The sequence below is a fragment of the Devosia sp. genome (assembly GCF_040509215.1).
Classification (GTDB): Bacteria; Pseudomonadota; Alphaproteobacteria; order Rhizobiales; family Devosiaceae; genus Devosia.
The window spans coordinates 1-17,185 of sequence record NZ_JBEVLL010000162.1 but is presented as its reverse complement, the minus strand read 5'-3'; the positions used below and the strand labels follow the sequence as shown (position 1 = coordinate 17,185).

Sequence of the window (17,185 nt, the reverse complement as noted above, 5' to 3'; positions counted from 1 at the left end):
GAAGTCGCCAAGCTCGATCTCGAGGCAAACCAGATCGTGTGGCTGCAGCCGGCTCCGGCAAACAATACCTGGGCCGTGGCGCTCCGCCAGGATCTCGCCGATGCCAATAGCCTCGTGACCTTCAGCGACTTCGGCAAGTATGTTGCAGATGGTGGTGAGGTCAAGCTTGCCGCGTCCGCCGAGTTCGTGAGCTCGCCGGCCGCCCTGCCAAAATTCCAGGAAGTCTATGGCTTCACCCTCAAGCCAGAACAACTCGTGACCCTTTCGGGCGGCGACACTTCTGCCACCATCGCCGCTGCCGCGCAGCAGACCGATGGCGTCAATGCCGCCATGGTCTATGGCACGGATGGCGGTATCGCGCCGTCGGGTCTCGTCGTGCTCGAAGACGACAAGTGCGTACAGCCGGTCTATGAGCAGTCGCCGATCATTCGCGAAGCCGTGCTCGCAGAATATCCGCAGATCAAGGATCTCCTGGCACCCGTCTTTGCCAAGCTCGACATCACCACCCTTCAGGAACTCAACGGCCGCATCCAGGTCGGTGGCGAATCCGCCCAGGCCGTCGCCGTCGATTGGTTGAAGACCAACGCCTTCCTGAAGTAGTCTTTTCAAGGGGCGGGCCATTTCGGTCCGCCCTAGGCCTTGTGGGCAGTTGAGTCAGAGCGCGACGAAAATGGTGATTTTCGAGAACCGGAGCGGAGCGTACATTCGGGTACGCGAGCACCGGAAGCGGAGAAAGTTGCCATTTGCAGGCCGCTATGGCCAAGTGTCCACACGGCCTAACGTCTTGTGGTCATGACAGATATTCTAGCGCCCCCATCCTCGCGGCATGTCATTGACCGGCTCGGGATCATCATCTTCGTCTTCGCTGCGCTGGGACTTTTTAGCCCCTTCGTGCTGTTCCGTGCCAACCGCATCGTCGCCGGCGAACCCCGCTACCTGCTCGACGCCTTGCCCGGCTGGCCGGGTTATTTGCTTCTCGCAGCGCTCCTTGCAGGCGCCATCCTCGCCTTGCTTCGGCTCGATGCGCGCATCCGCCTTGGCGTCAGCTTTGCCGTGTTGATCCTGCTCGTCATCGGCCTTGGCTGGGCGGTGGATAACGTGACACCCGAGGGCGACAAGATTTCGCGCACCGCGCCGGCAGTTGGTTTCTGGCTCGAACTGCTGGCCTTTGGCCTGCTCGCCGCCGACAGTGTTGTCCGATTGGGGCTAAAACCTCTGTCCCGTATCGCGCTACTCGTGGCGGTCGGCTTGGGCATCGCCGCCATCCTTCTCTCCGGCATCTGGTCCGACCTGTCGGTGCTGCGCGAATATGCCAATCGCGCCGACGTCTTCTGGCGCGAAGCGGCAACCCATATTGCCCTCGCGCTCGGCTCCTTGTTCGCTGCCGCGCTTGTCGGCCTGCCGCTCGGCATCGCCATTCATCCTACCAAACGCGTGCGTGGCGTCGTCACTGGCCTCCTGAGCGCCGTGCAGACCATTCCCTCGATCGCGCTCTTCGGCCTCCTTATCGCGCCGCTTGCCTGGTTTGCCGCCACGGTTCCCGCCGCCGCCGCGATCGGCATTGCCGGCATCGGTGCCGCCCCTGCCATGCTCGCCCTGTTCCTCTATTCGCTGATGCCTGTTGTCTCCAACACGCTGGCCGGCCTCGATGCAGTGCCGCCTGCCGCCAACGAAGCGGCGCGGGGCATGGGCATGACGGACACTGAACGGCTAATGCAAATTCAATTGCCACTGGCCTTTCCGTCCATTCTCGCGGCCATCCGCATCGTCCTCGTGCAGAATATCGGCCTCGCCACTGTCGCTGCCCTGATCGGGGGCGGGGGCTTCGGTGTCTTCGTCTTCCAGGGTGTTGGCCAGACGGCCATGGACCTGGTGCTGCTAGGTGCCGTGCCCACCGTTGCCCTCGCCTTCGCCTCCGCCGTCATTCTCGACGCAGCCGTCGAATTGGTCTCTGTGAAAGGCCGCACATGATCGAGATCGAGCATCTTTCAAAATTTTACGACGAGACCTGCGTCGTCGACAACGTGACGATGACCATTCCCGACGGCGCACTTGCCGTCATTGTCGGCACGTCCGGTTCGGGCAAAACGACGCTGCTCCGCATGATCAATCGCCTCGTCGAGCCCAGTTCGGGACGCATCCTGATCGATGGCCGTGCGACCAGCACCATGCCGGCGCATGAGCTGCGTCGCCAGATCGGCTACGCCATCCAGGGTCACGGCCTCTTTCCGCACCGAACCGTGGGCCAAAACATCGCGACCGTGCCAAACCTGCTCCGTTGGGACGCAGCCAAGGTAAAAGCACGGGTCGACGAACTGCTCGACCTCTTCCAGCTCGATCCCGCCGAGTTCCGCGATCGCTATCCGAGCCAGCTTTCTGGCGGCCAGCAGCAGCGCGTCGGCGTCGCCCGCGCCCTCGCCGCCGCGCCAAAGCTTCTGCTGATGGACGAACCCTTCGGCGCGCTCGATCCCATCATCCGCGCCCGGGCCCAGGAAGACCTGCGCCAGATCCAGCGCCGGCTGGGCACGACCATCGTGCTGGTGACCCATGACATGAACGAAGCCATCCACCTCGGCGATCGGATCGCCGTGATGGATCGTGCCAAACTCCTACAATACGACACGCCGCAAGAAATCGTCACGCGCCCCGCAACGGATTTCGTGGGCGAGCTGCTGGGCAGCGGCGAGCGCCCCTTCCGCCTGCTCTCGCTCCAACCCGTGCTTCCCTTCATCGAGCCCGGAGACGCGACCGGTGCCGCCATAGGCGAGGGGGCTTCGCTCCACGAGGCGCTCGAGGAAGCACTTTGGACTGGCCGCGACGCTGTGCCCGTTCAGGATGGCAGCGGCAAAATCCTCGGCCGCGTCACCCTCGCGACCGCCATCCGCCAAGCGGCACGGCCACAATGAAGATCGGAACGCTTTTCCGGCTGGCAGTGATACTTGTGCTCGGCCTCTTCCTTGCCCAGCCCGATTGGTTCGGCTGGCTTTTCGCGCCGCTCACCCGCAATGGTCAGGCGGCGATCTACACGCAGAACTCGCTGCTCAATCTCACGCTCAACCACCTCGCCATCGTCGCCGCCGCAACGCTGGCGGGCACCATCGTCGCCATAAGCCTCGCCATCCTCGTCACCCGCCCCGCCGGTCGCGAATTCCTGCCCCTCTCGCGCACCCTCGCCAATGCCGGGCAAACCTTTCCGCCGGTCGCCGTCCTCGCCCTCGCCGTGCCCGTGCTGGGCTTTGGCACGGCACCAACGCTGCTGGCGCTTTTCCTCTACGGGCTCTTGCCCATTTTCGAGAATTCCCTGGCCGGCATCGGTGCAGTTTCCCCCGACGTGCAGGAGGCGGCCCGCGGCACTGGCATGACCGATAGCCAAAGACTCCTGCGCGTGGAACTGCCTCTGGCGCTTCCCACCATCCTCGCGGGCATCCGAATCTCGGCTGTCATTTCCATGGGCACCGCCACCATCGGCTCAACCGTGGCGGCCAGCACGCTGGGCGAAACGATTATCGCCGGCCTCATCAACAGCAACCTTGCCTTTGTGGCGCAAGGAGCGCTGGTGGTTGGCGCGCTCGCGATCCTCGTCAACGATTCCCTTTTTGCCGTCGAACGCCATTTCAGCCGCTACAGGCAGGACCAGCGATGACCGACTATTCGCCCGCCCAACGCCGCCGCATCCTCGTCGCCGCGATCGTCGCCTCCTCGATGGGCTTCATCGATGGCTCGGTGATTTCCATCGTCACCCCAGCAATACGCGCCAGCCTCGGCGCGAGCCTGGCGGATGTGCAGTGGGTGTCCAACGCCTATCTCCTTACGCTCTCCTCGCTTCTGCTGCTGGGCGGCGCCACCGGCGACCGTTTCGGCCTGCGCAATGTCTTTGCCGCGGGCATCGTGCTCTTCGTCCTCGCCTCGATTGCCTCGGCACTGGCAGGAGACGCCACCTTCCTGATTGCGGCGCGCGCCGTTCAGGGCATCGGTGCCGCCTTCATGGTGCCGGGCAGCCTCGCCATCATCGCCGAGGCCTATCCCAAGGATCAGCGCGGCGGCGCCATCGGCACCTGGGCCGCTGCCTCCTCGCTCACGACGCTGCTGGGCCCGGTTCTGGGCGGCGCTCTTCTCACCTGGTTCGGCAACGATAGCTGGCGCTGGGTCTTTGCGATCAACCTGCCCTTGGGGGCGATCGCCCTTGTCCTCCTGATCGGCATACCAACCCGGACCGACCTGGCGCGAAAACCACTCGATTTCGCCGGCGCCGCTCTCGCGACCGTGACCCTGCTGCTAATCTCCTGGGCCTTCATCGATGCATCAGGCTGGTTCTGGGCCTATCTCGTTGCTGGCCTCGCCATGCTTCCGGTTTTTCTTTTCTGGGAGGCCCGCGCCAAAGCGCCGATGCTGCCGCTCGCCCTCTTCGCCGATCCCCGCTTTTCCGGCGCCCAGGCGGTGACCTTCCTCATCTATTTCGGCCTCTCCGCCGTCCTCTTCTACCTGCCCATGGTGATGATCGCGGGCTGGCTGATTTCACCGGCCGAGGTGGCCATCGCCATGCTTCCCTTCGGCATAGCCCTCACGGTACTCTCGCCCCCGGCCGGCAAGCTAACGGACCGCTTCGGCCCCGGCCCCGTCATCGCGATCGGCGCCGTGCTGGTCACCCTTTGCTTTGTCGGCTTTGGCCTCACCGCACACCTGCACCAGGTCTGGCTGGCCATCGTTCCCTTGATGACCCTGTTCGGCATCGGCATGAGCGGCATAGCCGGCCCGATCTCGACCGCCGTGATGGGAGCCGTCAAGGACGGTGAAACCGGAACGGCCTCCGCGATCAACAATGCCGTCGCCCGCGTTGCCGGTCTCTTCGCCGTCGCTGCCATGGGCGGCCTGGCGCTCTTCGTCTTCAACCTGAGCGCATCTGCGGGCGTACCGCCTTTCGGCGTCACACCAGACGCGGCCGTTCCGGGGGACGTCGAAGCCCTCCGCATTGCCGCTACCGACCACGCCTTTGCCGCCATCTGCTACGCCACGGCGGTCCTTGCAGCAATTGGCGCCGCACTGAGCTGGATGACGCTTGCGCACCACACGACGTCGCGGCCGTAAGTAATTGATCCGGGCTCGGTTTTTTTCAAGGCCACCCGTCTCCAAAACACTGACGCAGAACCAGTCCGTCCAGGTTCAACCCGCGATCCGATTTCGATTTCGACGCCGAATTTGGAAAACGATGCCGCCCATGAGCACGCGGCGCGCAAGTGATTTTCTCGACTCCTTTGGTAGGATTTTGCACATTGCAGGGGCTGCGGGGAATGCCGCCGTGATCAGGAGAAGAAGATGACCAAGACGGTTGCCCGAGGCCTTTCGCTGTTGCTTTGCGGGACGATGCTCGCCGCTGTGCCGAGTTTTGCCCAGGACGCCCAGACCGGCGGAACGCTGCGCGTTGTGACCTATGAGCCGCTCTGCCTCGACCAGAACGAAGGCTCGTCGCGCAACACGCAGACGGCCCTGCAGGACGTCTACGATCGTCTCGTCTCCGAAGACCTCGAAGGCCAGTTCCATCCCTGGATCGCCAGCGAATGGTCGATTTCGGACGATGGCCTCACCTATGCCTTCACTATCCGCGATGGCGTGCTTTTCCACGACGGTACCGCGCTTGACGCAGAAGCCGTGCGCGTAAACCTCCAGCGCTGGGTCGATGACAAGAATGCCGGCGGCGTGCCGGTCGAGAGCGTTGCCGTCGATGGCAATGTGGTGACTGTGACGCTGAAGTCGGCCTATAGCCCGCTGCTCCATGATCTCAGTGAGCCAGTGCTTGGCTTTGTTTCGCCTGCTTCGATTGAAGCCTATTCCAAGGAAGATCGCTGCACCGGCGGCCCCGACATCACCGTCGGCTCGGGCCCGTTCAAGGTGGTTGCTCGCACTTCCGGCCAGGACCTGATCCTCGAGCGCAACGACGCCTATGCCTGGGCGCCTGAGAATGCCGTGCATACCGGCGCGGCCCATCTCGATCGCGTCGAACTGCGCTTCCTCACCGAAGATGCCGTGCGTGTTGGCGCGGTTGAGTCCGACCAGGCCGATATTGCGACCGGCGTCCCTGCCATTGCCGTGGAAGACGTCGAAGCCAATGCCAACCTCACACTGTTGCGCACTGAACAGCCGGGCATTCCGTGGTCGTTCTGGGTCAATGAATCCAAGCCCGCTCTGGCTGACGTCAAGGTTCGCGAAGCCCTTCGCATTGGCGTCGACTACCCTAGCTTGATTGAAGCCGTGTTCCTCGGCACCGCAACGCCGGCTTATTCGGCGCTGACGCCGGGCATTCCGTTTGGCTATGACGCTGCACTCGAAGGGTCGTGGTCGTTCGACCCGGCTGCCGCCGCAGCTCTCCTCGACGAAGCCGGCTGGGTGATCGGTGCCGATGGCATCCGCGAAAAGGATGGCGAGCGCCTGAGCATTGTCAGCCTCTCCGCCGTCAACTGGAACAACCAGCAGCGCGAACTGTTCGCCCAGGGCATCCAGGCTGGTCTCCAGCAGATCGGCGTTGAATTCACCCGCGAAGTGCTCGATTTCGCCACGGTGGATGCGCGCTTCAAGGCCAATGAATACGACCTCGTCGACACCTCGCAGTCGGCGGCCGAGCCCAACCTGCTGTTCGGCGCGTTCCACTCGGAACAGACCTGGGACACCAATACCAATTGGGGTTTCGTGAACGATCCGGCTCTCGATGCCGAGCTTGAGGCTGCCCTTGCCACGACCGATCGCGATGAGCGCATCACGCACTATGTGACCGCCCAGCAGATCATCAAGGACAATGCCTACCTGATCCCGATTGCCAATCCGCAGGTCTTGATTGCGGTCAACAATCGCGTGCAGGGTGTGACCTTCGGCACTTCGGGCCAGGTCGGCAGCTATTACGACGTCTGGCTGCAGCAGTAGGAATATCGACTTGGCCTTGGCCAAAGAACTTATCACACGCCTTCTGGCGGGAGCGGCGGTCCTCTGGGCCGCCGCTTCGTTAGCATTCATCGTCTTGCAACTGCTGCCGAGCGATCCCGTGCAGGTCATCTACGGGGCCGACAGCACCGTGACGCCGGAAATGCGCGATCGCATTCGCGCCGACTTCGGGCTCGATCAGCCGCTCTGGCAGCAATATGCCGGATTTGTCTCCCGCACGGTCACCGGCGATCTCGGCACGTCCTATCAGCAGCGGCGGACGGTGGTTTCGATCATTACCAGCGAGCTGGGGTCGACAATTACCCTCGCGAGCCTTGCAGTGTTGTTGGCATTTTCCATGGCCGTGCTGGCAACGCTGGCCACGGCTGGGCGCGACAATTGGCTCCGGCGCGTGATCTCGTCACTGGAACTGGTCAGCGTCTCGACGCCGGCCTTCTGGATCGGGCTACTTCTACTGACCTTCTTTTCGTTTCAATGGCCGATCTTCCCCGTGGTGGGCGATCAGGGCTGGAAATCGCTGGTCCTGCCAGTGGCGACGCTCGGCATTGCGCTATTCGGCACGCTGAGCCAGGTGATGCGCAATGAGATGGATCAGGCGCTGGAGCAGCCCTTTGCACTGACCGCCCGGACCCGCGGGCTGTCCCTGTGGGCCGTGCGCTGGCGCCATGCCCTGCGGCATGCACTGATCCCGGCGCTGACCATTGCGGCCGAAACCTTCGGCGCGCTGCTAGCCGGAGCGATCATCACCGAGCAGGTGTTTGGGCGACCGGGGCTGGGGCGGATCACGCTACAGGCAGTGCGCAATCAGGACATTCCGGTGGTGCTCGGCGTCGTGCTGTTTTCGGCCTTCGTCTTCGTGACCATCAATATCATTGTCGACCTGCTCTATCGCGTCGTCGATCCGCGTTTGCGAGCCCGCGCATGACCAATCTTTCCATCGAAATGGGCGGCGCCGGCAAAGCGACGAGCCGGCTGCGGCGTGGGCGCATGCCGCTTGGCGTGGTGCTGGCGGGGCTGATCCTGGCGTTCATGGCGGTCTGCGCCGTCGCCCCAGGCTTTGTGGCTCCTTACGATCCCTATGCGCCTGATCTCCTCGCTTCGCTGAAACCGCCATCCACAGCGCATATCTTTGGCACCGATCAACTCGGTCGTGACATCTTTTCCCGCGTAGTCCATGGCGCCAGTTACTCGCTCTATATCGGGCTCTGCGCCACGGCGCTTGCCGTGGCGGCGGGAATTCTCATCGGGCTCAGCGCGGGCGTCGCGGGCGGGTTCATCGACCTCGCATTGATGCGCGTCATCGACGTTCTGTTGGCCTTTCCCGGCCTCCTGATGTCCATGGCGGTGGTGGCGTTTCTCGGCACAGGCGTGACCAATATTCTCATCGCCATCGCGATTGCGTCCATCCCCGGTTATGCCCGCATCGTGCGGGCGCAGGTGATGGTCGTCCGTACCTCGGGCTATGTCGAAGCCGCCCGGGTGCTGGGACAACCTCCGATGCGAACGCTGCTACGGCATATCCTGCCCAATACAGTTGGGCCGCTGATCGTGCTGTCGACGCTGGGGATTGGCAGCGCCATTCTACAATCAGCGGCACTGAGCTATCTCGGCCTCGGGCCGAAGGCCCCGACGCCCGAGTGGGGGCTGATGCTCTCTGAAGGGCAGGGCTATTTGCGGCGCGGCTGGTGGGTCGGCATTTTCCCGGGCGTGTTTGCGACGGCGACGATCATTTCGACCACAGTGCTTGGGCGATACATCAAGGCCCTGACCGATGGGAGAGCGTGATGGCGCTGCTTGACGTACGCGATCTCGCTATTCGCTTTGTCGGTCGCTCGCATGACGAAGATGTGCAGGCCGTTCGCGGCCTGAGTTTCTCGCTCGATGCCGGGGAATGCGTGGCCATTGTCGGCGAGTCCGGGTCTGGGAAGTCGGCGACAGCGCGGGCGCTGGTGGGCCTTGCAGGGGATAATGCGCTCGTTGAAGGTAGTGTCAGCCTTGGCGGGCGCGAGCTGCTGAAACTTTCACAGCGCGATTGGCTAGGTGTGCGGGGGCGCAACATCGGCTTCGTGCTGCAGGATGCGCTGGTGTCGCTCGATCCCTTGCGAACGATCGGCCGCGAGGTCGCCGAGACCATTGAGCGGCACCGTCTGTTGCCACGAGGCGAGATCAAAGGACGGGTTGTCGAGCTTCTAACGCAGGTCGGGATGAGCGACGCCGAATCCCGACTTGGTGCCTATGCGCACCAATTGTCGGGCGGCTTGCGGCAGCGCGCGCTGATTGCCTCGGCTCTGTCGGGCGATCCAGGCCTGTTGATTGCCGACGAGCCGACGACGGCGCTCGACGTCGTCGTGCAGGCGCAAATCCTGAAGCTACTCAATGGCATGAAGCAGGCAGGCAAAGCGCTGCTGCTGATTTCGCATGACCTGGCGGTGGTCGCCGAACTGGCCGACCGCATCATCGTCATGAAGGACGGCGTGGCCGTCGAGAGCGGCACGCCCCAGCAGATTTTCTCCAATCCGCAGAATGCCTATACGCGGGCTTTGCTGGCGGCCATCCCCTCGGCGCGGACGCGCGGGCTGTCATTGGTGACGGGCACCGGGGAAGAAGCGAACAAGAGCGTCAGCATCGTGCCGCAACTTCCGGTATTGGAGGTCAGCGAGGCGGTTCGGATTTTTGGCAAGCGGGCGGCGGTAGACGACGTTTCGCTGACCGTCGTGGCTGGCGAAACGCTTGGGATTGTAGGCGCCTCGGGTAGCGGCAAGACCACGCTGGCGCGGCTGATCATGGGGCTGGAAGCGCCCGATACCGGCTCGGTGACCTTGAAGGGCGCAGATTGGTCGAGCCTGCACGAGCGGCAACGACGGCCGTTGCGGCATCTAGTGCAGCTCGTCTCACAGGACCCGATGAGCGCATTCGATCCGCGCTTTACCGTGGAGCGAATTCTGGACGAAGCGTTGGAGGCGCGCGGGTTCGAGCGGTCTGGTTGGCCGGAGCGGCGACTGGCCCTGCTGAAGTCGGTCGGGCTATCAGAGACCCATCTATCGCGCCGGGCGCGGCAACTTTCGGGCGGGCAGCGGCAGCGAGTAGCGATTGCGCGCGCGCTGGCGATGGAGCCGGAAATCCTTGTTTGCGACGAGCCGGTTTCGGCCCTCGATGTGTCGACGCAGGCGCAGGTGCTCGACTTGCTTCTGGACCTGAAGCGACGGCTGGGGCTGACGATCGTCTTCGTGTCCCACGACCTCGGCGTGGTGCAGCATGTCAGCGACCGCGTCGTAGTGATGAACGAGGGGCGCATCGTCGAAGAAGGGGCCGTGGAAGAGGTGCTGGCCTCGCCGCGGCACGACTACACGCGAGCACTGCTGGCCGCGCAGCCGCGTCTGCCGGAAGGTGTCGCGGGCTAGGCAGCCCGCCCGGCCCGAGAGTGGGGGCCGTCATCGATTGGCCCCCTCACGCCGCTCCACCCGATGAGTGCGAGCGCATCTAGTTTCACGAAATTGCCCAGCTCACACCGCAACGAGACAAGCGCGTGTAGGCTGATTTTTGCATTTCCAAAGCAGTATATTCGTATACAATCAACTCTCGAAATGTCTTCAAAAGGAACAGAGTTGATGACTGAAGGATTGCTGCCGGCCGTTGAGGCATTCCGCGTGGCGCTGGATTCGACAACCGATACGGCGGGGCTGAGGCGTCTCGTGAACGACGGTCTCTTGCGGCCGGACGACGTCATTGCGGTAACAGGCAAGACGGAAGGTTGGCAGGTCGGCGAGACCAGTCGGCTCGACGCAGATCAGGCCATTCGTCGTTTTCTGCTCGACAGTGGCTCACGTCCGGCCAGCGTGATCGACCAGATCCCAATGGTGTTCACGACCGGCGGCATCGGCATTCTGACCCCGCATGTCGTGGTCTACACTCGGGCGATGGCTGCCCCGTCGACCGACGGTCTCGGCCGCCTTGCCATCGGCGTGGCCCGGTCCGAACTGGTCCGTCCCGAATGGATGGCGACGACCCGATTGCTCGAGGCCAATGCCGATGCCGTGCGCGCGGCAGCCAAGGATGCCGGCATTGAACCCGGCGCGGTCGAATATGTGGTGGGGAAGGCCTATTATCCGACCAAGGCCGATTTCGCCGCGGCGCGGGCAGCGGGCCATGATATCCCCGAACTCGATGATCGAACCCTGTTCCGCAAGGCGAGCGGGTCGGCCGGCCTTGGCGTCGCAGTCGCTGCCGATGGCATGCCAATTCCCGCGGCAGACGATATCGGCAGGCGGTTCGAACTCTATTCCGCCAAAGTGGCTGTCTCGGCCAATGAGTGGGAGCCCGTTGGTGGCGAGGGGCCGCAAACCCAGTTGGTGGCCATGGGCAACAAGGTTGGTGCTGGCGGGCGGCTGCGCGTCGGACACTCGGCGATGATGGATACGCTCGATGTCGACGCTTTGACCCGTGCCCTGCGCAGGGCTGGTCTCGACGTCGGCCCGGGCCCGCTATCGCCGGAACACCGCAAGCGCGTCGTTGCGGTCTATGTAAAATTCGCCTTCCCGCCCGAAGGTCGCCTACGCGGTCGCCGGCAGATCATCGAAAATCCCGAATACGGCAGCCAGGTCAAGGCCGCGCTGGGCGGCATGTTCGCCTCGGTGCTGCAGGATAACCTGGTCTGGATTTCCGCATCCGCCACCCATCAGGGACCGGCCGGCGGTGGCACCGTCGCGGCTGTCATCGACGTCGGCTGACAAGATGATGCCGGCGGCCCCTGCGGTCGCCGGCTCAGGCCCTTGGAATGTGCCGCATCTGGACGGCCGAGATCAGGGTCACCACGACAAGCGCGGCAAAACTGAGCTGAAAATCGACGAGGTCGAGGCTCGCGGCGCCCCGCAGCGCCTGAAACAGGCTGAGACTGAGGCTGCCGACCACGACGCCCAGCAGAATGGTGATCTGCATCAGCGTGGTGGACAGGGTCGACGCCGAGCTGCGTTGCTCAGGACCGATATCGATGAAGGCCAGCACATTGAGTGCCGTATACTGCATCGACCGTGTCGCCCCGCCCAGCACCATCAGCGCCACCACGAGGATCGCCGGCGTGTCAGCCGTGAGCAGCATGCAAAGGCCGATGGCCACTGCGCTCAGAACACCATTGATCACCATGGCCAGCCGAAAGCCGAAGCGCTCCAGCACCGGCGTGGTGATGACACGAACAGCAAGATTGCCGGCAAAATAAGCCACCATCAGGCTGCCTGCCTCGAACGCCGTCATCCCGAAACCGATCTGGAACAGCAGTGGCAAGAGGAACGGCATGGTGTTGAGCGCGATGCGATAATAACTGCCCGCGAGCAGGTTCGAGAGCGCGAAGGTTTTGACCCGCATGATCGAGAGATCGAGCAGTGGATGGGCAGTGCGCGCCATATGCAGCGTCGCGAGCGTACAAAGGACGATACCGATCACGATCAGTCCGGCGGTCTCCGCCCCGTGGCCGCCAACATGAACCATGCTCTCAAGCCCCGATAGCAGCGCGCCAAGCCCCAGCGAGGACAGGATAAGCCCCAACCAGTCGAGCGGCACCTTGTTGCGATAGCCGTCGTCCGGGATCAGCCAGGCCGAAAGGGCGAGGCTGATTGCACCGAGGGGAATGTTGATGAGAAAGGTCCAGCGCCAGGAAAAATAGGTGGTGATGAAGCCGCCGATCGTGGGCCCCACCACCGGAGCAAAAAGCGCAGGCCAGGACAGCAGCGACAGCACGCGCACCAATTGTGGCCGCTCCGCCAGCCGCAACACGATGATCTGGCCGACAGGCACCATGAAGGCCCCGCCGACGCCCTGCAATATCCGCGCGCCGATGAACTGGGGCAGGTCCTGCGCCACGCCGCATAGCACCGATCCGAGCGTGAAGATGACGATGGCCCAGAGAAAGACACTCCGGGCCCCGATGCGGTCCGCGAGCCAGCCGGCCGCAGGAATAAGAATGGCGACGGTCAGCATATAGGTGGTGATGCCGATGCCCATGCTCAGCGGCGGCACGCCAAACGATTCCGCCATCGCCGGAATCGCGGTGACGATGATCGTGGCATCAAGCATCTGCATGAACAGCGCGCCCGCCACGATCAGCGCCACTGAATCGACGCGGACTCCCGCCTTCATCGCCAATGCTCCCGACGCTTAGACGGCGACCTGCCGGATGACGGCAAAGACCTCGTCGGGGGTGGCCCAGCGCGGATAGGCCGGGTGGGCCGCGAGCTTATCCTCGAGAATGGTCACCGCTTCCCCGATCTGCTTGTCGGTCAGCGTCACGCCAATGGATTTGGCGGCATGGGCAACCACCTTGCCATTGCCCTGCTGCGAATAGACCCAGGTGAATTCGGCCCCGATCAGTTCCGGGCTGTAGCTGCCGCCCATATTGGCGAAATCTGCGGGTGCGCGGCCATCTAGGATTTTTTCGATATCAGGCGGTCCCTCACGCAGGAACTGGTGCGCGCCCACGACCGGCTTCAACGGCGGCACCGGGAAACGCATTATCCGAGCCAGCTCGTCGGATGCCCATTGCAGCTTGTCGAGGCGAATACCGGTATCGACGCCATACAGCACGTCCAAAGCCAAGACGACTTCTTCAAGCGCCGCAAAGCCCGAGCGGTAGGAGACACCATTGAGCGCAACGTCTGGCGAGGCGCCGGCAAGAACGGCGGCGATAGTGCCGGCCGTGTCCATGCCGAAGTCGTCATGCGTATGCATGGTCAGCGGGGTAGGGGCCTTCAGCCTGCTGCGGAAGGTGCGGACATAGTGCGTCATTCCCTGCGGCGAGAGCGCACTCGTCGAATCCATCAGGTCGAAACGGCGCACGCCATTGTCGATGGCGGTATTGCAGAGCGCCATGAACTCATCGAAATTCCGGCGTGCACACTGGGCTACGGTGGCGTTCCACTCCATCCCCGCCGCCTTGATATATTCGTTCATTGCCGCCATTTCGTCGGCCTGGCGCTTGCGGGCGTCATCGTTTGGCGCCTGCAACAGACCGGGATTGAGCAGCTTGAACCCGGCCTCGGCAAACATGTCGACCGTCTGCTTCATCAGCGGCATGGGCGTTGCGCCGTCGCCCAACAGCGTGTCGGTGAAGACATTGAGCTTGAACTTGGGTTTGGCCTTGGCGATGGCAAAAGCCGCCGCCAGCTCCTGCGGATCGGGGTCGCCGCCACGCCACCACACATTGAGGCTTTCTTCCTCGATGCCGAGTTCCTCAAGCAGGCCGCAGATTTCGATCAGTTCGCCCTCGGTCGGGCGCACGCCAACCGTGTAGATGACCTTGCGGATCGTGCTGTCGATGAGGCCGAGTGGCGTCGGAATCTCCCAGCCATTGGTCACTTCCGGCATGAAATTGAACGGGCTGACGAAATGGCGCCCGGGGGCAAGGTGCTGGCCACGTCCGGCGGCGCTGAGTGGGGCCTTGGGTGAGGTCACGGTCTAAAACTCCTTCAGTCGCGCGTTACGAGCGCGGAGATCCAAGCAGGTCGAGCAGGGCGGGTGAAATACCGACAAAGGGCGCATTTGGCGCAGCATTGCGCGCTTTTCCCTGCAGCGGATCGCTGGCGGCCAACACCGCGTCGTGCAGGGTCACACGGTGCGGATCGACCACCTCGATATCCATTTTTTCGACAATCTGGTCGAGAATAGGAATGAGCCCGGTGCCGCCGACAATGACTCTATCGACGCCCAGACGCCTTGCAGCTTCGGTAATTTTCGGGCCGGCCAGCTCAGGCGCCCGCCCATTCTCGTCGATCAGTATGATGCCGGCCAGCCGGTCCGATAGGCCCCGGCGCAGCGTCAGCTCGGCAAGCATGTCGCGCCAGCTTTCCCCGATCGTGGCGATAGCAAAGGAGCCCGGCTGCGCCGCCGCGGTGATCAGGCCACCGTCGGCAAAACCGAGCACGGGAACATTGGTGATTTCCTTGAGCGCATCTATTCCGGGATCGCCGAAGCAGGCGACGACCACTGCGTCATAGCTGGCGCCATCGGCCGTGGCGTCCGCATAAGCGTCGATCACCGCATGAGCTGCAATGGCAACCGCTGTTCGCGAGGCGATGTATCGCGCTCCAAATGGTGCCGTCACGGCCGCAAGCGTTGCCCTGTCTCCAATCTCCGCCAGTGCCAACTGTCGAATGGTCTCGGTTATTTCAGCCGAGGTATTCGGGTTGATGAGCAGGAGATGCGGCTTTGCCATTGTCGAGAATCCGTCAGAGCCGCGAGATCGGCCTGCTGACATCATGCACACGAGATTATTGTATACAAGAAATTTGTTCATTCCATACACGCACGACTACGGGCGAATGAACTATTTGGGTATGAAGAAAATCGCGAAAGCTACGAAATCCTCCCGGTTTTCCACGGATTTGGGCCAGAAAACGAGAATTTCGCAGGGCTCTGCGTCGCAAAATGCATGGCTACGTGAGTTGACGTCACCCAAAAGATGTGTTCGCTTGATGTTCGGTATGTATACGAAATGCGTGCCGCAAACGAATAATCAGGCCAGCGCGGAAGGGAGCACCCTGGGGCGCCGCGGCAGGAACCAGGAAACACTGTGCACCGGAGCACTGGAATGCAAATCACCTTTCGTCCCAATTTCGCCTTGGCGCGGGCCGTCGGCGCCGTAGCCCTCTGTGCCCTGATGGCCGCCGGCGCCGTAAATGCCGCCGAGCGCGCCGATACCGTGATCGTTTCGGGTGCCGGATCGGTCAACACGCTTGATCCGATCGCCTCGAACTACTTTCAGACCAACGATCTGACGAGCCGCCTCTATAGCCCGTTGATCACCTATGATCTCGATCTGAACGTGATTGGTGACCTGGCCTCGGACTACAAGGTTGCCGACGATGCCCAGTCGATAACCTTCACCCTGCGCGATGGCGCAACCTTCCACGACGGCACCCCGGTCACCTCCAAGGACGTCGCCTATACGCTCGATCGCATCAAGCGCCTCGCTACTGGCGTTGCCTCCTATATCGGCATCTACGACAGCACCGAGATCACCGACGACAAGACCTTCACCGTCAAGCTGACCCAGCCGTCCTCGCTCTTCCTCACCTCGCTGAGCCGCATCTACATCATCAACTCGGCCCTGGCCGAAGCCAATGTCGGCACTGATGACTCGCAGGCCTGGCTTGCCGCCAACGATGCCGGCAGCGGTCCCTATGCGCTGACGGGCGTCAGCGGCAACGACATCACCATCGATTGGGCCGAAAGCTATTGGGGCGATCGCGGCGACCGTCCGCTCTCCTTCGTCTTCCGTCGCGTCGACGAGAGCGCGCCCAAGCGCGACGAACTGCGCATCGGCAATATCGATGTCGGCAAGAACGTCCAGCAGCGCGATCTCGACATGATCGAGAACGAGCCCGGCGTCTCCGTCATTTACGGCACTGCGCCGACCGTCCACGGCGTCTATTTCAACACCCAGGTCGGCCCGACGTCCGACCCACGCGTGCGCAACGCCATCCGCCTCGCCTATGATTACGAAGGCGCTTTTGCAGGCATCCATCGCAACAAGGGCAGTCTGCCTGCTGGCCAGATCCCCGACGCACTCCCCTGCAAGCCCGACCTGCCGGTCGTCCATCGCGACGTGGAAGGCGCCAAGGCCCTGCTGACCGAAGCCGGCCAGCCCAACCTGACGCTGACCTTGCGCTTCCAGCCCGCGTTCGAAGAGCAGGTGCAGCAGGCAACGCTGATGCAGTCCAACCTTGCCGAGGTCGGCATCACACTCAATCTCGAGCCCATCGCCTTCCCGAACTACCTGCAGATGCTGCAGGACCCCGAGCAGATTCCGCAGATGATGCTCTTGGGCGAAAACTCCCTCTTCCCCGATCCGGGCGTTTTCCTCACCACCACCTTCATGACCGGCAAGGTCGGGACCAATCGTTCGGGCTACAGCAATCCCGAAGTCGATGAACTGCTGAACACGGCAATCGCCACGGCCGATGCCGATGCCCGCTGCGAAATCTACAAGGACGCACAGGTCATTCTCGAGCAGGATTCCCCGTTCATGCCGATCTGGTATGCGGGCGCCTACGCAGCCTTCCGGTCCGATCGTCTCGCCAACCCGCTTGAGGGCACGGTGAACGGCAACTTCAAGCCGCTCGAATACAAGCTGCTGCCGAAAGAGTAAGCACCCAATGGCTTATCTGCGCCTCATTTCCCAGCGTCTGGTCATGACGATCCTCACACTCTGGGGTCTCGCAACCCTGGTCTTCCTGATGATCAAGCTCATCCCGGGCGACGAGGCGCA

14 protein-coding genes are annotated in these 17,185 nt (G+C 63.0%); 11 read left to right on the top strand and 3 right to left on the bottom strand.

From position 1 onward, the window contains the following. The 10 genes from ABW043_RS09035 to ABW043_RS08990 form a co-directional block, all read left to right on the top strand. On the top strand, positions 1 to 600 hold a 600-nt coding region (locus ABW043_RS09035), incomplete at its 5' end, for a glycine betaine ABC transporter substrate-binding protein (RefSeq protein ID WP_353920886.1). Between the two features lie 192 nt (positions 601 to 792). Continuing rightward, positions 793 to 1,971: an ABC transporter permease gene (locus ABW043_RS09030; protein ID WP_353920885.1), complete on the top strand. Its 1,179-nt coding sequence runs from the start codon at positions 793 to 795 to the stop codon at positions 1,969 to 1,971. Beyond that, the gene (locus ABW043_RS09025) at positions 1,968 to 2,906 is read left to right on the top strand and encodes an ABC transporter ATP-binding protein (RefSeq protein WP_353920884.1); all 939 of its coding nucleotides are present in this window, start codon (positions 1,968 to 1,970) and stop codon (positions 2,904 to 2,906) included. Before ABW043_RS09030 ends, ABW043_RS09025 begins: the two co-directional genes overlap by 4 nt. Further along, positions 2,903 to 3,643, top strand: a complete 741-nt coding sequence (locus ABW043_RS09020; RefSeq protein WP_353920883.1) for an ABC transporter permease — start codon at positions 2,903 to 2,905, stop codon at positions 3,641 to 3,643. Before ABW043_RS09025 ends, ABW043_RS09020 begins: the two co-directional genes overlap by 4 nt. Further along, positions 3,640 to 5,085 (top strand): MFS transporter, encoded by a 1,446-nt coding sequence (locus ABW043_RS09015; protein WP_353920882.1) that lies wholly within the window; start codon positions 3,640 to 3,642, stop codon positions 5,083 to 5,085. The genes ABW043_RS09020 and ABW043_RS09015 overlap by 4 nt, the downstream gene beginning before the upstream one ends. Before the next feature lie 228 nt (positions 5,086 to 5,313). Further along, positions 5,314 to 6,912: an ABC transporter substrate-binding protein gene (locus ABW043_RS09010; protein WP_353920881.1), complete on the top strand. Its 1,599-nt coding sequence runs from the start codon at positions 5,314 to 5,316 to the stop codon at positions 6,910 to 6,912. A 16-nt stretch (positions 6,913 to 6,928) separates the two neighbouring features. Then, positions 6,929 to 7,855 carry an ABC transporter permease gene (locus ABW043_RS09005; RefSeq protein WP_353920880.1) on the top strand — a complete coding sequence of 309 codons (927 nt, stop codon included), beginning with the start codon at positions 6,929 to 6,931 and terminating at the stop codon, positions 7,853 to 7,855. Continuing rightward, entirely contained in the window at positions 7,852 to 8,715 is an 864-nt protein-coding gene (locus ABW043_RS09000; RefSeq protein ID WP_353920879.1) for an ABC transporter permease, read from the top strand. The genes ABW043_RS09005 and ABW043_RS09000 overlap by 4 nt, the downstream gene beginning before the upstream one ends. Next, positions 8,715 to 10,331, top strand: coding sequence for a dipeptide ABC transporter ATP-binding protein (locus tag ABW043_RS08995; RefSeq protein ID WP_353920878.1), 1,617 nt, complete (start codon positions 8,715 to 8,717; stop codon positions 10,329 to 10,331). The genes ABW043_RS09000 and ABW043_RS08995 overlap by 1 nt, the downstream gene beginning before the upstream one ends. Before the next feature lie 207 nt (positions 10,332 to 10,538). Next, complete coding sequence (locus ABW043_RS08990; RefSeq protein ID WP_353920877.1) at positions 10,539 to 11,657, top strand: ring-opening amidohydrolase; 1,119 nt, start codon at positions 10,539 to 10,541, stop codon at positions 11,655 to 11,657. Between the two features lie 34 nt (positions 11,658 to 11,691). Here ABW043_RS08990 and ABW043_RS08985 read toward each other — a convergent pair whose 3' ends face one another. Genes ABW043_RS08985 through ABW043_RS08975 form a run of 3 tightly spaced genes read right to left on the bottom strand, consistent with a single transcriptional unit; the run spans position 11,692 to position 15,130 of the window. Next, positions 11,692 to 13,059 carry an MFS transporter gene (locus ABW043_RS08985; protein WP_353920876.1) on the bottom strand — a complete coding sequence of 456 codons (1,368 nt, stop codon included), beginning with the start codon at positions 13,057 to 13,059 and terminating at the stop codon, positions 11,692 to 11,694. Between the two features lie 18 nt (positions 13,060 to 13,077). Further along, the gene (locus tag ABW043_RS08980; protein WP_353920875.1) at positions 13,078 to 14,370 is read right to left on the bottom strand and encodes a hydroxymethylglutaryl-CoA lyase-like TIM-barrel protein; all 1,293 of its coding nucleotides are present in this window, start codon (positions 14,368 to 14,370) and stop codon (positions 13,078 to 13,080) included. A 25-nt stretch (positions 14,371 to 14,395) separates the two neighbouring features. Continuing rightward, positions 14,396 to 15,130 carry an aspartate/glutamate racemase family protein gene (locus ABW043_RS08975; RefSeq protein WP_353920874.1) on the bottom strand — a complete coding sequence of 245 codons (735 nt, stop codon included), beginning with the start codon at positions 15,128 to 15,130 and terminating at the stop codon, positions 14,396 to 14,398. A 375-nt stretch (positions 15,131 to 15,505) separates the two neighbouring features. On the opposite strand from ABW043_RS08975, the gene ABW043_RS08970 reads away from it, so the two are divergent. Beyond that, positions 15,506 to 17,065, top strand: a complete 1,560-nt coding sequence (locus tag ABW043_RS08970; RefSeq protein WP_353920873.1) for an ABC transporter substrate-binding protein — start codon at positions 15,506 to 15,508, stop codon at positions 17,063 to 17,065. The last annotated feature ends 120 nt before the right edge of the window (positions 17,066 to 17,185 follow it).